This is a genomic window from Streptomyces sp. B93 (assembly GCF_018070565.1).
Lineage (GTDB): Bacteria > Actinomycetota > Actinomycetes > Streptomycetales > Streptomycetaceae > Streptomyces.
Genome location: NZ_JAGPXL010000008.1, coordinates 119,545 through 134,373 on the forward strand (window position 1 = coordinate 119,545; position 14,829 = coordinate 134,373).

At 70.5% G+C, this 14,829-nt stretch carries 14 protein-coding genes and 1 pseudogene; 7 read left to right on the top strand and 8 right to left on the bottom strand.

The features are described from left to right. Positions 1-65: 65 nt before the first annotated feature. Positions 66-2,798, bottom strand: coding sequence for a phosphoenolpyruvate carboxylase (gene ppc, locus KBY47_RS10495; RefSeq protein WP_210920745.1), 2,733 nt, complete (start codon positions 2,796-2,798; stop codon positions 66-68). Positions 2,799-3,101: 303 nt separating this feature from the next. On the opposite strand from ppc, the gene KBY47_RS10500 reads away from it, so the two are divergent. From KBY47_RS10500 to KBY47_RS37185, 3 genes and pseudogenes are all read left to right on the top strand, one after another. Then, positions 3,102-4,112 carry a fatty acid desaturase gene (locus KBY47_RS10500; protein WP_210920746.1) on the top strand — a complete coding sequence of 337 codons (1,011 nt, stop codon included), beginning with the start codon at positions 3,102-3,104 and terminating at the stop codon, positions 4,110-4,112. Beyond that, entirely contained in the window at positions 4,109-4,783 is a 675-nt protein-coding gene (locus KBY47_RS10505) for a TetR/AcrR family transcriptional regulator (RefSeq protein WP_210920747.1), read from the top strand. The genes KBY47_RS10500 and KBY47_RS10505 overlap by 4 nt, the downstream gene beginning before the upstream one ends. 58 nt (positions 4,784-4,841) lie before the next feature. Beyond that, positions 4,842-5,048 (top strand): annotated as a pseudogene (locus tag KBY47_RS37185) (type II toxin-antitoxin system prevent-host-death family antitoxin); the annotation flags it as partial. Between the two features lie 20 nt (positions 5,049-5,068). On the opposite strand, the gene KBY47_RS10510 reads toward KBY47_RS37185, so the two are convergent. Then, a complete protein-coding gene (locus KBY47_RS10510) occupies positions 5,069-5,428 on the bottom strand; it encodes a VOC family protein (RefSeq protein ID WP_210920748.1) in 360 nt (119 codons plus the stop codon). After that, positions 5,425-6,228 carry a trans-aconitate 2-methyltransferase gene (locus tag KBY47_RS10515; RefSeq protein ID WP_210920749.1) on the bottom strand — a complete coding sequence of 268 codons (804 nt, stop codon included), beginning with the start codon at positions 6,226-6,228 and terminating at the stop codon, positions 5,425-5,427. Before KBY47_RS10515 ends, KBY47_RS10510 begins: the two co-directional genes overlap by 4 nt. 73 nt (positions 6,229-6,301) lie before the next feature. Between KBY47_RS10515 and KBY47_RS10520 the strand changes: the two genes are divergently transcribed. Further along, on the top strand, positions 6,302-6,799 hold the full coding sequence (locus tag KBY47_RS10520) for a MarR family winged helix-turn-helix transcriptional regulator (protein WP_210920750.1): 498 nt from the start codon (positions 6,302-6,304) through the stop codon (positions 6,797-6,799). On the opposite strand, the gene KBY47_RS10525 is transcribed toward KBY47_RS10520, so the two are convergent. Then, positions 6,758-7,528 carry a response regulator transcription factor gene (locus tag KBY47_RS10525; protein WP_210920751.1) on the bottom strand — a complete coding sequence of 257 codons (771 nt, stop codon included), beginning with the start codon at positions 7,526-7,528 and terminating at the stop codon, positions 6,758-6,760. The genes KBY47_RS10520 and KBY47_RS10525 overlap by 42 nt on opposite strands. 296 nt (positions 7,529-7,824) lie before the next feature. Between KBY47_RS10525 and KBY47_RS10530 the strand changes: the two genes are divergently transcribed. Continuing rightward, the gene (locus KBY47_RS10530) at positions 7,825-8,280 is read left to right on the top strand and encodes an N-acetyltransferase (protein ID WP_210920752.1); all 456 of its coding nucleotides are present in this window, start codon (positions 7,825-7,827) and stop codon (positions 8,278-8,280) included. Positions 8,281-8,283: 3 nt separating this feature from the next. On the opposite strand, the gene galK is transcribed toward KBY47_RS10530, so the two are convergent. Genes galK through galT form a run of 3 tightly spaced genes read right to left on the bottom strand, consistent with a single transcriptional unit; the run spans position 8,284 to position 11,502 of the window. After that, complete coding sequence (gene galK, locus KBY47_RS10535) at positions 8,284-9,447, bottom strand: galactokinase (RefSeq protein ID WP_210920753.1); 1,164 nt, start codon at positions 9,445-9,447, stop codon at positions 8,284-8,286. A gap of 34 nt (positions 9,448-9,481) precedes the next feature. Further along, positions 9,482-10,444: a UDP-glucose 4-epimerase GalE gene (gene galE, locus KBY47_RS10540; RefSeq protein ID WP_210920754.1), complete on the bottom strand. Its 963-nt coding sequence runs from the start codon at positions 10,442-10,444 to the stop codon at positions 9,482-9,484. Then, entirely contained in the window at positions 10,441-11,502 is a 1,062-nt protein-coding gene (galT, locus tag KBY47_RS10545; RefSeq protein ID WP_210920755.1) for a galactose-1-phosphate uridylyltransferase, read from the bottom strand. The genes galE and galT overlap by 4 nt, the downstream gene beginning before the upstream one ends. A gap of 163 nt (positions 11,503-11,665) precedes the next feature. On the opposite strand from galT, the gene KBY47_RS10550 reads away from it, so the two are divergent. Beyond that, positions 11,666-13,357, top strand: a complete 1,692-nt coding sequence (locus tag KBY47_RS10550; RefSeq protein ID WP_210920756.1) for a sodium:solute symporter family protein — start codon at positions 11,666-11,668, stop codon at positions 13,355-13,357. A 26-nt stretch (positions 13,358-13,383) separates the two neighbouring features. Further along, complete coding sequence (locus tag KBY47_RS10555; RefSeq protein WP_210920757.1) at positions 13,384-13,716, top strand: hypothetical protein; 333 nt, start codon at positions 13,384-13,386, stop codon at positions 13,714-13,716. A gap of 305 nt (positions 13,717-14,021) precedes the next feature. Here the strand turns inward: KBY47_RS10555 and KBY47_RS10560 are convergent, their stop codons facing one another. After that, entirely contained in the window at positions 14,022-14,696 is a 675-nt protein-coding gene (locus tag KBY47_RS10560) for a LuxR C-terminal-related transcriptional regulator (RefSeq protein ID WP_210920758.1), read from the bottom strand. Positions 14,697-14,829 lie beyond the last annotated feature (133 nt).

Here is a 14,829-nt window from a genome sequence, read left to right on the forward strand (position 1 = left end):
GCGAAGACGGCGGTGCCCCCGTGCTCGTACGCGGCACGGGGGCACCGCCGTTGGTGCGAGGTCCGTCAGCCGGTGTTGCGCAGGCCCGCCGCCACACCGTTGACGGTGAGGAGCAGGGCGCGGGAGAGCAGCGGGTCGGGTTCCGCGCCGGAGGCGGCGGCGTCGCGCTGCCGCTTCAGCAGGGCTACCTGGAGGTAGGAGATCGGGTCGAGGTAGGCGTCACGGATGGTGAACGTCTGCTTCAGCACGGGCTGTGCGTCGAGCAGTTCCTCCTCGCCGGTGATCCGCAGTACCTCGCGGACGGTGAGTTCGTGCTCGGCGCGGATGGTGTCGAAGACGTGCTTCAGCTCGTCGGGGACGAGGGTGTCGACGTAGTGCCGGGCGATCCGCAGGTCGGTCTTGGCGAGGGTCATCTCCACGTTGGAGATGAAGTTCCGGAAGAAGTGCCACTGCTCGAACATCTCGTCGAGCACGGTGTCCAGGCCCGCTTCCCGCAGCGCCTTGAGCCCCGACCCGACGCCGAACCACCCGGGGACGATCTGCCGGGACTGGGTCCAGCCGAACACCCAGGGGATGGCGCGCAGGCCGTCGAGCGAGACGCCGGAGCCGGGGCGGCGGGAGGGCCGGGAGCCCAGGTGCAGGTCGGCGAGCTGGTCCACCGGCGTCGACGCGAGGAAGTAATTCGGCAGGTCGGGGTCCTCGACCAGGCGCCGGTAGGCGGCGTGGGCGGCGTCGGAGACGACGTCCATCGCGGCGTCCCAGCGGGCGAGGGCCTCGTCGGACTGTCGGGGGGCGGTGTGCAGGGCGGACGCCTGGAGGGTGGCGGCCACCGTGAGTTCCAGGTTCTCCCTGGCCAGCGACGGGATGAGGTACTTGTCGGAGATGACCTCGCCCTGTTCGGTGACCTTGATCTCGCCTTCCAGGGTGCCCCAGGGCTGGGCGAGGATGGCGTCGTGGCTGGGGCCGCCGCCGCGGCCGACGGTGCCGCCGCGGCCGTGGAAGAGACGCAGCCGTACGCCGTAGCGGTGAGCGACGTCGCGCAGGCGGCGCTGGGCGCGGTGGATCTCCCACTGGCTGGTGGTGATGCCGCCGAACTTGGACGAGTCGCTGTACCCGAGCATGACCTCCTGGACGTCACCCCGCAGCGCGACGAGGCGCCGGTAGGAGGGGTCGGCGAGCATGTCCTCCAGGATGGTGTCGGCGGCCTTCAGCTCGTCGGTGGTCTCCAGCAGGGGGACGATGCCGATCTTCGCCCAGCCGGCGTGCAGGTCGATCAGCCCGGCCTCGCGGGCGAGGACGGCGGCGGCGAAGACGTCGTCGGCGCCCTGGCACATGGAGATGATGTAGGACTCGATGACCTCGGGTCCGAAGACCTCCAGGGCCTTCTTCACGGTCTGGAAGACGCCGAGGGTCTTGGCTCCGGCCGCGTCGACGGGCGCCGGGGTGGGCGCGAGGGGTCTGCGGGAGCGCAGTTCCTTGGCGAGCAGCTTGGTGCGGTACTCGCGGGGCATGTCGGCGTACCGCCAGGACTCCTCGCCGAGGCGGTCGAAGAGCTGGCCGAGGGCGTGGTGGTGGGCGTCGGCGTGCTCGCGTACGTCCATGGTGGCGAGCTGGAGGCCGAAGGCGGCCAGGGTGCGGATGGTGCGGGCGAGGCGGCCGTCGGCGAAGAGGGCGCCGCGGTGCTCGCGGAGGGAGGTCTGGATGATCCGCAGGTCGCCGAGGAGTTCGCTGGTGCCGAGGTAGTCGCGGCCGGGTTCGTGGGCGGTGCCCTTGGCGAGCCGGGTCTTGGTGTTGACCAGCTTCTGGCGGATGCAGGTGGCCTTGAGCCGGTAGGGCTCCTCGGCGTTGAGGCGCTTGTAGCGGGGGCTGATCTCGGGCAGGCGTTCGAGGTCGGCCTGGAGGGACTCCAGCAGTTCCTCGGTGGCGCCGGTGTAGCGGATGGAGTTGGACAGCAGCCCGCGCAGCTCGTCGATCATCTCCAGGGCGTCGTTGATGCCGTGTTCGTGCTGGAGGATGAGGACGTCCCAGGTGACCTGGGGGGTGACGTTGGGGTTGCCGTCGCGGTCGCCGCCGATCCAGGTGCCGAAGGTGATGGGGCGGGTGCCGTCGGGGAGCTTGACGCCGACGCGTTCCAGTTCCGCGGTGAGGTCCTCCAGGACGTCGCCGACGGCGCCCGCGTGGAGTTCGTCGAGGTAGTAGATGGCGTTACGGGCCTCGTCGGCGGGTTCGGGTCGTACGACGCGCAGTTCGTCGGTCTGCCAGACGAGGTCGATGTTCTCGGCCAGTCGGGTGTCGTGGCGGCGGCGGTCGGATTCCAGGACCGGGGTCTCCAGGAGGGCGGCGACGCGCCGGAGCTTGTTGAGGACGGAGCGGCGGGCGGCCTCGGTGGGGTGGGCGGTGAAGACCGGGCGGACGTTGAGGTGCCGGACGGTCTCGCGCAGGTGGTCGGGGTCCGCGTCCTTGAGGCGGTCGGCGGTGCGGGAGAGCAGGCCGCCCTCGGCGGCGCGCCGCTCGCGCAGTTCCCGGCCGCGGTGGACCTGCTCGGTGACGTTGGCGAGGTGGAAGTAGGTGGAGAAGGCGCGGACCAGCTTGGCCGCGGTCTCCAGTTCGGTGCCGCGCAGCAGTTCGGCGGCGGCCTCGCCGTCCTCTCGGGTGAGGCGGCGGACCTTCTCGACGAGTTCGAGCAGCTCCGGGCCCTCCTGCCGGACGAGGGTCTCACCCAGGAGGTCACCCAGTCGGCGGATGTCGGCGCGCAATTCGCTGCTGGTCGTCGTGGTCTGGTCGTCGGCACTGCTCACAGGTGCGGCTCCTTGCAGTGTTGAAGCTCGTCTGAAGCTCGGCTGGGAGGGAACCCGGTTGACCGTCACGCGGCGGCGGCTGCCGCATACGGGCCGGACATCCGGGAAGGAATCAGAGCGGACCGCGCTGTCCGACCGACACCAGGATAGGTGTCGGCGCGGACGCGCAGGCTCACGGGCTCTTGCCGCCGGGCGACGCGCTGCCATACTTACGACGCCGTAGGTTACGGAACCGTAGGGAGACCCCGCGCGGTTCCGCGGCCCGGTACCCGCCTCAACCCTCGATCCCACAGGGACGCCCCTATGACCACAAGCTCCGATGTGATCGATGACGCCCCGAAGGCGACCGACGACACTCCGCCCTCCTCCGCCACCCTGGGCGGCGAGCAGAAGCGTTCGGTAGAGCAGCTCGCTCTGCTGCTGTTCATCACCGTGCCGTTCCTCGCGCTGCTCGCGGCCGTGCCGCTGGCGTGGGGATGGGGTGTGAGCTGGCTGGATCTCGGTCTGCTGGTCTTCTTCTACTTCCTCGGCTGTCACGGCATCACCATCGGTTTCCACCGTCACTTCACTCATGGTTCGTTCAAGGCCAAGCGGCCGCTGAAGATCGCGCTGGCCATCGCGGGGTCGATGGCGGTCGAGGGCCCGCTGGTCCGCTGGGTCGCCGACCACCGCAAGCACCACAAGTTCTCCGACGCGGAGGGCGACCCGCACTCGCCGTGGCGGTACGGCGAGACGGTCCCGGCGCTGATGAAGGGCCTGTGGTGGGCCCATATCGCCTGGATGTTCGACGAGGAGCAGACGCCGCAGGAGAAGTACGCGCCGGACCTGGTCAAGGACCCGGCCCTGCGGGCGATCTCCCGCCAGTTCGTGCTCTGGACCGTGATCTCCCTGGCGCTGCCCGCGCTGATCGGCGGCCTGGTGACGATGTCCTGGTGGGGCGCGTTCACCGGCTTCTTCTGGGGCTCACTCGTCCGGGTCGCCCTCCTCCACCACGTCACCTGGTCGATCAACTCGATCTGCCACGCGGTCGGCAAGCGCCCCTTCAAGTCCCGGGACCGTTCGGGCAACGTGTGGTGGCTGGCGATCCTGTCCTGCGGTGAGTCCTGGCACAACCTGCACCACGCCGACCCGACGTCGGCGCGGCACGGTGTGGAGCGCGGCCAGATCGACTCCTCGGCGCGGATCATCCGCTGGTTCGAGAAGCTCGGGTGGGCGTACGACGTGCGCTGGCCGTCACGCTCGCGTATCGATTCGCGCCGTAACACCGGCGAAGAAGGCTCCCGGCGCCGGAAGGCGACGGCCGAGGCGGCATGATTGACGCCGTGGCGACCGACTCCAGCACTCCCAGCAATGAAAAGCCGCGGCGCGCACGGCGCACCCGGATGACCGGTGCCGAGCGCCGCCAGCAGCTGCTGGAGATCGGTCGCACCCTCTTCGCCGCGAAGGGCTTCGAGGGCACGTCGGTGGAGGAGATCGCGGCGAAGGCCGGGGTGTCCAAGCCGGTGGTGTACGAGCACTTCGGCGGCAAGGAGGGGCTGTACGCGGTCGTCGTGGACCGTGAGATGCGCCGCCTGCTGGACATGGTGACCAGTTCCCTCACGGCCGGTCACCCGCGCGAACTGTGCGAGCAGGCGGCGTTCGCGCTCCTGGACTACATCGAGGAGTACACGGACGGCTTCCGCATCCTGGTCCGTGACTCGCCGATCCCGCAGTCCACGGGTTCCTTCGCCTCGCTGATCTCCGATATCGCCACCCAGGTGGAGGACATCCTCGGCCGCGAGTTCAAGAGCCGCGGCTTCGACCCCAAGCTGGCCCCCCTCTACGCCCAGGCCCTGGTCGGCATGGTCGCCCTCACGGGCCAGTGGTGGCTGGAGGTCCGCCGCCCCAAGAAGGCCGAGGTCGCCGCCCACCTGGTCAACCTGGCCTGGCACGGCCTGGACGGCCTGGAGGCGAAGCCTCACCTGATAGGCCGCCGCAAGAGCTGACCGGTATGGCACGCTGCGGCCATGCACCAGGTTCCCGTCAGCGAGGCCGCCCCCCCAGTTGGAGGCGCTGGCCCACCGCGTCGCCCGGCACCGGGAGACCATCGCGCTCACTGTCGAGGGGCACGTGGCCGCCCTCCTCGTATCCCCCCGCGTCCTGGAAGACCTGGAGGACACCCTCGCCGTGGCTGACTACCGACGGCGCAAGGCGGAGGGCACGCTGGAGCCGGGCGTCCCACACGAGGAGGTCAGGCGGCTGCTGGGCTTGAGCTTCGATCCCTCGCCCTCTCAGAGCGGCTCCAGGAACTTCAGGCGGTTGCCCACGGGGTCCCCTGAGTAGAAGCGGCGGTGGCCCGGCAGGCCGTCGTCCCAGGTGATGGGCGCGCCGTGGGCTGCGAGGCGGGCGGCGAGGCTGTCGATGCCGGTGACCCTCAGGCCGGGGTGCGCCTTCCTGGCCGGGCGGAAGTCGTCCTCGATGCCCAGGTGCAGCTGGACGGGGCCCGCCTGGAACCAGCAGCCGCCGCGGGCAGCGAGCGCGGGTGGCTTGGGAATCTCCGTCATGCCTAGGACACCGGCGTAGAAGGCACGCAGCCGCTCCTCGCTGCCCGGAGGGGCGGCGAGCTGGATGTGGTCGACCGCGGTGATCATGCGGACTCCCTGCGGGCCACCGCGAACACGCGGCGGAAGGGGAACGGGGTGCCGTGTGGGCCCGGTGGGTAGGCCTCGCGGAGGGCAGACCGGTAGTCGGCGATGAACGCCTCCCGGGACTCCGGGTCGTCCGCGAGGGCCGTCAGGACCGGGCGCAGGCCCGTTCCCTTCACCCAGTCGAGCACCGGATCCTCCCCCGTCAGCAGGTGGACGTACGTCGTCTCCCAGGCGTCCACCGTGCAGCCGAGTGCGGTGAGGCGGGCCAGGTACGCCTCGGGGGTGTGGACGGCGTCCTCGTGGTGGAGGGTCGTGGAGAGCCGGTTCCGCCAGCGGGGGGACCGGGCGAGGTCCCGCATCAGGCGGTGGCTCGGGGCGTCGAAGTTGCCGGGGACCTGGAGGGCGAACGTGCCGCCGGGGACCAGCGCGGCGATCCAGTCGGGGAAGCGGTCGGCGTGGCCCGGCACCCACTGGAGGGTGGCGTTGCTGATGATCAGGTCGTGGGAGGCGGGCGCGGGCGTCCAGGTGCGGGCGTCGGCTTCCGCGAAGGCCGGCCGGGGGTGGTCGGCGCGCGCCTTGGCCAGCATCTCGGGTGAGTTGTCGTAGCCGGTGACGTGGGCGGTGGGCCAGCGTTCGGTGAGCAGCGCGGTGACGTTGCCGGGCCCGCAGCCGAGGTCGGCGATCCGCGGCGGGTCGCCGGGGAGGTCGGGGACGCGGGCCAGCAGGTCCAGGAACGGGCGGGCGCGGTGGTCGGCGTGGCGCAGGTACTGCGCGGGGTCCCAGCCGGGGGCAGCGGTCGTCATACGACCAGACTGACAACCGAAGTATCTTGACGTCAAGAGACTTCACGTCGACACAACCACTACACTGATCAGCATGGAGGACGAGGTCGATCGGCTGGTCGCAGCATGGCGCCGGGAGCGCCCGGACCTCGACGTGGAACCACTAGAGGTCCTCAGCCGGGTGAGCAGACTGGCCCGGCACCTGGACCGCGCGCGCCGTCTGGCGTTCGCCGAGCACCACCTGGAGCCCTGGGAGTTCGACGTGCTGACCGCGCTCCGGCGCGCCGGGACGCCGTACCAGCTCTCCCCGGGACAACTGCTCACCCAGACCCTGGTCACCTCCGGCACGATGACCAACCGCATCGACCGCCTCGCCAAGAAGAGCCTGGTCGAACGCCTCCCCGACCCCACCGACCGCCGCGGCGTCCTGGTCCGCCTCACCCCCGAGGGCAGGGACCGCGCGGACCAGGCACTCGCGGGCCTGCTGGACCAGGAGCGCGCCATCCTCGCCGAACTCTCGCACGCCCAGCGCGGCGAACTGGCCGCCCTGCTACGCCAGCTGACCGCCCCGTTCGACAACATCCCCGGTTAGGTCGACCGGACCCACCCCGGCCCGCCGCGCCAGCGCGACCGCCGCCAGGGTGGAGTGGACGCCCAGCTTCCCGAGGACGTTCTGCATATGCGTGCGCACGGTGTGCGGGGAGAGGTACAGGCGCTCCGCGACCGCCTTGCGCCCGAGCCCCGCCACCATGCACCGCAGCACCTCCCGCTCCCGCGGCGTCAGCGACTCCACGAGCCGCTCGCTCTCGGTGCGGTGCTTGCGGGCGGCGGTCAACTCCCGCAGCACGCCCGTGAGCAGGGCGGGCGGCAGATGGGTCTCGTCACGCAGCACACCCCGTATGACGGTCAGCAGCCGGGACAGCGAACAGTCCTTCGCCACCCAGCCGGACGCCCCGGCCTGCAACGCGAGCGCCGCCCGCCGGGGCTCGTCGCGCTCGGCGAGGACGACGATCCGCACACCGGGCTGCGCGGTGCGCACCCCCGCGACCAGCGACAACCCGTCGACGAGCCCTTCCTCACCGTTCTCCCGCACGGGTACGGCGGCGGGCCGGACCCCCGGCACGCTGCCGCCCAGATCGGCGTCGACGAGCAGCACATCGAACCGGCGCCCTTCGGCGGCCGCCCGCTCCAGACTGCGCAGCGCGGCGGGACCGCTCCCGGCCGCGGACACCTCGACATCGGGCTCGGCGGCCAGTGCCGCGGCGAGCGACTCCGCGAAAATGCGGTGGTCGTCGACGACCAGGACTCGGATGCGAACCACGAAACCCCCTTCCCCAAGCTCTCCATGAGCAGGGGATCACCCCATCGTCGGAGCCGACGACCGGTGCGGGCACGACACCCGAAGCTCCCGGGTTTCCTTGCGGTCGCTTACCCCGGGATGGGTCGCCGCAGCCACACGGCCGCCGCCGTGCAGAGACTGCTACCCCCACTTCGGGTGTCGTACCCGACTTGTCTCGCCCCCTGAACAGCACCGGCCCCCACCGGTGCTGTCCATCAGAGTACGGGCGGGGGCCGTAAGGGGAAGGAAATTCACAGAACTGGCCGCCCAGCGCGTTTATGGTGTGCCGCATGTTTCGTCTGGAGACAGAAGTCGACAAGGCCCGACGCGATCTGCTCCGCGCCCGCCTGCGGGACACCAACACCAAGGCGTCCCCCGTCCTGCGCGCCCTGCGCGGCACCCCCGAGGAGCACGACACCCCCCTGCACATCTGGGCCATGGACCGGCACGACGCCCTCGCCGGCGGCCTGGTCGGCTACACCTGGGCGACCTGGCTGCACGTCAACTACCTCTGGGTGGACCGGGCCCACCGCGGCGGCGGCCTCGGCTCCCGCCTCCTCGCCGAGGCCGAACACCTCGCCGCCTCGGAACGCGGCTGCCGGGCCGCCCGCCTGGAGACCTGGGACTTCCAGGCCCCCGGCTTCTACACCAGACTCGGCTACGACATCGTCTGCGTGATCGACGACTACCCGCCGGGCATCACCGAGTACACGCTCACCAAGCGACTGCCCTGACCCCTACCGCAGCCGCCGCGCGCCCTCCGCGGGCACCGCCTCGAACACCCGGGGCTCGGTGAACCCGGCCGCGGCGAAGGCCTCCTGGACGGCCTTAGTGACCGCGTCGACGTCGGCGGTCTCCGCCAGCACGATCGCCGAGCCGCCGAAGCCGCCGCCGGTCATCCGGGCGCCGAGCGCACCGGCGGCCAGGGCGGTGTCGACGACGAGGTCCAGCTCCGGGCAGGAGACGCGGAAGTCGTCGCGCAGCGAGGCGTGGCCCTCGACCAGGACGGGCCCGATGGCGCGGGTCTCACCGGCCTCCAGCAGCCCGACGACCCGCTCCACCCGCTCGTCCTCGGTCACCACGTGCCGCACCAGCCGCCGTACCTCCTCCTCGTCGCCGAGCCGCGCCAGCGCCGCGTCCAGCTCCGCGTACGGGATGTCCCGCAGGGCGTCCACGCCCAGCAGGGCGGCGCCCTTCTCGCAGCCCGCGCGGCGCCTGCCGTACTCGCCCTCGCTGTGGGAGTGCTTGACACGCGTGTCGACGACGAGCAGGCGCATGCCCTCGGCGGCGAGGTCGAAGGGGATCTGCCGCTGGGACAGGTCGCGGGTGTCGAGGAAGAGCGCGTGGCCCGCCTCGCAGCAGGCGGACGCGGTCTGGTCCATGATCCCGACGGGCGCGCCGACGTAGACGTTCTCGGCACGCTGGCACAGCCGGGCCAGCTGCCACCCGCGCAGTCCGAGCCCGTACAGGTCGTTCAGCGCGAGCGCGACCACGACCTCCAGGGCGGCCGAGGAGGACAGGCCCGCGCCCGCCGGGACGGTGGCGGCCAGGTGGATGTCGGCGCCGGTCACGGCGTGCCCGGCCTCCCGCAGCGCCCACACCACACCGGCCGGGTACGCGGTCCAGTCCCGGTCGGTCCCGGGGGCGAGGGCGTCGACGCGCAGCTCCACGACCCCGCCCTCGACGTCGGCGGAGTGCAGCCGCAGTACGCCGTCCTCGCGCCGGGCCACGGCCGCGACCGCGGTGTGCGGCAGCGCGAACGGCATCACGAAGCCGTCGTTGTAGTCGGTGTGCTCACCGATGAGGTTCACCCGGCCCGGCGCGGCCCAGACCCCCTCCGGTTCGCTCCCGTACAGCCGCGTGAACCGCTCAGCGACTTCGGCCGCCGTATCGACGCTCATCCCCAGACCTCTCCCTGCCTGAACTGCCAGCCTGCTACTTGTCGCGCCGCTGCGCGAAGGCCCACGCGTCCGCGACGATGCCCGCGAGATCCGCGCGGGACGGATTCCAGCCGAGCCGCTCCCGGGCGACCTCGGCGGAGGCGACCAGGACGGCCGGGTCGCCGCCCCGGCGTGGTGCGGTGACCTCGGGGACCGGATGCCCCGTCACCTGCCGGACGGTCTCGATGACCTCGCGGACGGAGAAGCCGTTGCCGTTGCCGAGGTTGCAGATCAGGTGTTCGCCGGGGGTGGCCGCGGTGAGGGCCAGCAGATGGGCCTCGGCCAGGTCGGCGACGTGGATGTAGTCGCGGACGCAGGTGCCGTCCGGCGTCGGGTAGTCGTCGCCGTACACGGAGATGGCGTCGCGCCGTCCCTGGGCTACCTGGAAGACCACCGGGATCAGATGCGTCTCGGGGTCGTGCCGCTCCCCGAACTCGCCGTACGCGCCCGCCACGTTGAAGTACCGCAGCGAGACGGCCCCCAGCCCGTGGGCGGCGGCCTCGCCGCTGATCATGTGGTCGACGGCGAGCTTGGAGGCGCCGTAGGGGTTGGTGGGCGCGGTCGGGGCGCTCTCCACGATGGGCGTGCGCTCCGGCTCACCGTAGGTGGCGGCGGTCGACGAGAACACCAGCCGCCGTACGCCCGCCTCCCGCATGGCCCCGAGCAGGGCCATGGTGCCGCCGACGTTGTTGTCCCAGTACTTCTCGGGCTTCACCACGGACTCGCCGACCTGCGAGAAGGCGGCGAAGTGCAGCACACCGTCGTACGAGGAGTCCAGCCATTTGGCGGCATCCCGGATGTCGCCCTCGACGAAGGAGGCGCCCGCCGGGACGCCCTCCCGGAACCCGGTGGAGAGGTTGTCGAGGACGACGACCTCGTGCCCGGCCTCCAGCAGATGCTGGGCGACGACACTGCCGACGTACCCCGCCCCGCCGGTCACCAGGTACTTCCCGCTCATGAACTAGCCACCTCTCGCAGTCGCTCGGCCGCGCGCTCCGGCGGCACGTCGTTGATGAACACGCTCATGCCGGACTCGGAACCCGCGAGGTACTTCAGCTTGCCGGACGTACGGCGGATCGTGAAAAGCTCGAGGTGCAGCGCGAAGTCGTCACGGCTGACACCGTCGAACTCCTCCAACTGGCCGAACGGCGCCTGGTGCCAGGCGGCGATGTACGGCGTCGGAGACTCGTTCTCCCCGAAAAGCCGGTCGAAGCGCCTCAAGAGTTCCAGATACACCTGGGGAAACTCTGTGCGCGCGGCCTCGTCGAGCCCCAGCAGGTCGGGCACCCGGCGCCGCGGGTACAGGTGGACCTCGTACGGCCAGTGCGCGGCGTACGGCACGAAGGCGACCCAGTGTTCACCCGCAAGGACGACCCGCTCGTCGGCGGTCTCCCGCTCCAGCACGGCGTCGAACAGGTTCTCCCCGCCGGTGGCCTCCTTGTGGGCGGCGACCTGACGCAGCATCAGGGCCGTGCGGGGGGTGGTGAAGGGGTAGGCGTAGATCTGCCCGTGGGGGTGCTGGAGCGTGACACCGATCTCGGCCCCGCGGTTCTCGAAGCAGAACACCTGTTCCACAGCGGAAATATGGGACAATTCGGCGGTCCGGTCGGTCCATGCGTCCAGGACCAACCGCGCCTGTTCCGGGGTGAGATCGGAGAACGACGCCTGATGGTCAGAGGTGAAGCAGACGACCTCGCAGCGACCGGAGTCCCCGGCGAGCGAGGGGAAACGATTCTCGAAGACCACCACGTCGTACGACGCGTCAGGAACCTCGCTCAGCCGCCCCTGCCGGGACGGGCACAGCGGGCACTCGTCGGCGGGCGGGTGATAGGTCCGGCCCTGGCGGTGTGAGGCGATGGCGACCGAGTCCCCCAGCAGCGGGTCGCGCCGGATCTCGGAGGTGGTGACGGTGGGCTCCAGGGGGCGCTGGTCCACCGCGTTCCGCACCACGTCGTCGCGCAGGTCGTAGTAGATCAGCTCGCGACCGTCGGCCAGCCGGGTCGAGGTCTTCTTCACCGGATCTCCCACCACTCTCCAAACAGAATCAAACACATCGAAACACAACTCACCACAATCGTCAACATCACAATCAAACAAAGAACATCAACAGAAGTGTTCAATTACTGAACGCGGAGGCATGGGTTCCGCGGTATCGGTTCGCGCAACGAAGCGAGTACTTATGCAAACCCAGACACACATGCCCAACCACCTGGCCGCCGAGCTGCGGCTCCCGACCAACTGGCTCGACTACGTCATCCTCGCCATCTACTTCGTCGCCGTCCTGGGCATCGGCTTCGCGGCCCGCCGCTCCGTCAAGACCAGCCTGGACTTCTTCCTCTCCGGGCGCTCCCTGCCGGCCTGGGTCACCGGCCTCGCGTTCATCGCCGCCAACCTCGGCGCCACCGAGATCCTCGGTATGGCGGCCAACAGCGCGCAGTACGGCGTCTACACCACCCACTGGTACTGGATCGGCGCCATCCCGGCGATGGTCTTCCTGGGCCTGGTGATGATGCCGTTCTACTACGGCTCCAAGGTCCGCTCGGTCCCCGAGTTCCTGCTCCTGCGCTTCGACCGAGGGGCCCACCTCCTCAGCTCGATCCTGTTCGCCTTCGCCGCGATCCTCATCGCGGGCGTCAACCTGTACGCGCTGGCGATCGTGGTCGAGGCCCTCCTCGGCTGGCCCGAATGGGTCTCCATCGTCGTCGCCGGGTTCTTCGTCCTCGCCTATATCACCCTCGGCGGCCTCTCCTCGGCGATCTACAACGAGGTGCTCCAGTTCTTCGTCATCCTCGCCGCGCTGATCCCGATCACCATCCTCGGCCTGAAGAAGGTCGGCGGCTGGGACGGCCTCTCCGACACCCTGACCGAGAGCAAGGGCGGGGACTTCATGACCGCCTGGGGAGGCACCGGCATCGGCAGCGACAACCCGCTCGGCGCCAACTGGCTGACGATCGTCCTCGGCCTCGGATTCGTCCTCTCCTTCGGCTACTGGACGACCAACTTCGCCGAGGTCCAGCGCGCGCTCTCCGCGAAGAACCTCTCGGCGGCCCAGCGCACGCCCCTCATCGCGGCCTTCCCGAAGATCTTCATCGTCTTCCTCGTGATGATCCCCGGCCTGGTCGCCGCGGCCTTGGTCCCCCAGTTCGGCACCCCCGACTCGGGCTACCAGTACAACGACGCCATCCCGTTCCTCATGCGGGAACTACTCCCCAACGGCGTCCTGGGCATCGCCGTCACCGGACTCCTCGCGGCCTTCATGGCGGGCATGGCGGCGAACGTCTCGTCCTTCAACACGGTCTTCACCAACGACATCTGGTCGAAGTACGTCGTCCGGGACCGCGACGACAGCTACTACGTCGGCTTCGGCCGCATCATCACCGCGATCGGCGTCCTCGCCTCCATCGGCACGGCGTTCCTGGCGTCGTCCTTCTCCAACATCATGAGCTACCTCCAGACGCTGTTCTCCTTCTTCAACGTGCCGATGTTCGTGGTCTTCATCATCGGCATGTTCTGGCGGCGGGCCTCGATGAAGTCGGGCTTCTGGGGCCTCCTCGCGGGCACCACGGCCGCGATGATCAACTACTTCGTCATCTACAAGCAGGACATCATCGACATCCCCACCGACCAGGGCGCCAACTTCGTCTCGGCCATCGCGGGATTCGTCGCCGGCGCGGTCGTCATGTTCGCGGTCAGCCTCTTCACCGCGCCCAAACCCGACGAGGACCTGCAAGGCTTGGTGTACGGCACCCGCTCCCCCGGCATGGAGGAACCACCGGCCGCGGGCGACGACGCCTGGTACCGCAAGCCCGCGCTGCTCGGCTGGGGTGCGGTGGTGCTGGCGGCGGCCTGCTACATCCCGTTCTCCTTCTGACGTCCGACCGGGGAGTGTGAGAAACCATGTCCGAACACCACGAGCGTCATCCGGCGTACTCGGAGCGGGACGTCCAGCGGGAGGTCTCCGAACTCGAGACGAAGTCCGCGACCGCGGCGCGCCTCTTCGACATCCGTCGCATCATCGGCGTCCTGTTCGTCCTCTACGGCGTCATCGTCATGATCGCCGGGTTCACCGCGTCCGACGCGGACATCGACAAGGCGGAGGGGGTGAACATCAACCTGTGGACCGGGCTGGGCATGCTGCTGCTCGGCCTGTTCTTCCTGATCTGGCTGAAACTCCGCCCCACGGCTCCGCCGCCCCCACGGGTTCCTCCGGAGGAGGGACCCGGCGTCTGACAGCCGCCCGGCGTGTGGCTGAGCGGGGGCGTTGCGCACCCCGGCGCTACGGGGTGCCCGCAGCTATGCGGGGACAACCCCCGCAGCTACGGCAGCGGGCGACGGCCCGCAGGCGCCGTACCACGGAAGGGGACGTGTCGGGGGGTGTCCGCCCGCAGTGGTTCGCGCGGAAAGCCCCGGTGGCTATCCAGTTGGCAGACCGCGCGGTTCCGAGGACGGACACCCCCCGGCGCGGCCCCGACCCACCACCGGCAGACAGCGCCACGCAAGCCACCCACCGGACCCTCGCAGGCCGCCGCAGGCGATCAAGCCTCCGGCCGAACCACCCGGTCCAGCAACCCCGTCCGCGCCGCCAGCGCCGCCGCCTCCAGCCGGGAGCCCACGCCCAGCTTCATCAGCACCCGCTGGACATGGGTGCGAGCCGTCGACGGAGCGATGCCCATGCCCGCCGCGATCAGCCGCGTGTCCTCGCCCTCCGCGACCCGCACCAGCACCTCCACCTCCCGGGGCGTCAGCATCTGAAGCAGCCGCTGCCCTTCGTCATCCGGCTGCTCCGCCGGGTTCAGCAGCTCACTGAACGCGCCCTGAAGCAACTGCGGCGCCACCGCCGCCTCCCCCGCGCGCGCCTTCATGATCGCGCGCTCCACACCCTCTATCCGCTCGTCGTGCCGCACATACCCCGACGCCCCCGCCGCGAACGCCGCCGCGATCCCCCGAGGACTCGGCACCGGCCCCAGCACGAGCACCGCCACCTGCGGCCGCTCCCGCTTGATCTTCAGCACGGGATCGAACACCCCGGCCTCCGCGGGCGTCGCCGTCCCCAGCAGACACACCTCCGGCGCCCGCGCGATCACCAACTCCGCCGCCCCGGCCGCGGGCGCCGCCGCGGCCAGCACCCGGTGCCCCCGCAGCTTCAGCGCGGAGGCCAACGCCTCGGCAAGCAACCGGTGATCGTCGACCACCATGAGCCGCACACCCATCGAGCAACCCCCCAGTCCCCCCAACGGACGCCCACTATGGATGCCCGGAGGCCCACACGGAAAGACCACCTGACGCCAAGCCCCCCCGACGTCAGCTCCCCGACATGCTCCCGGAAGCTACACGCTCACCCGC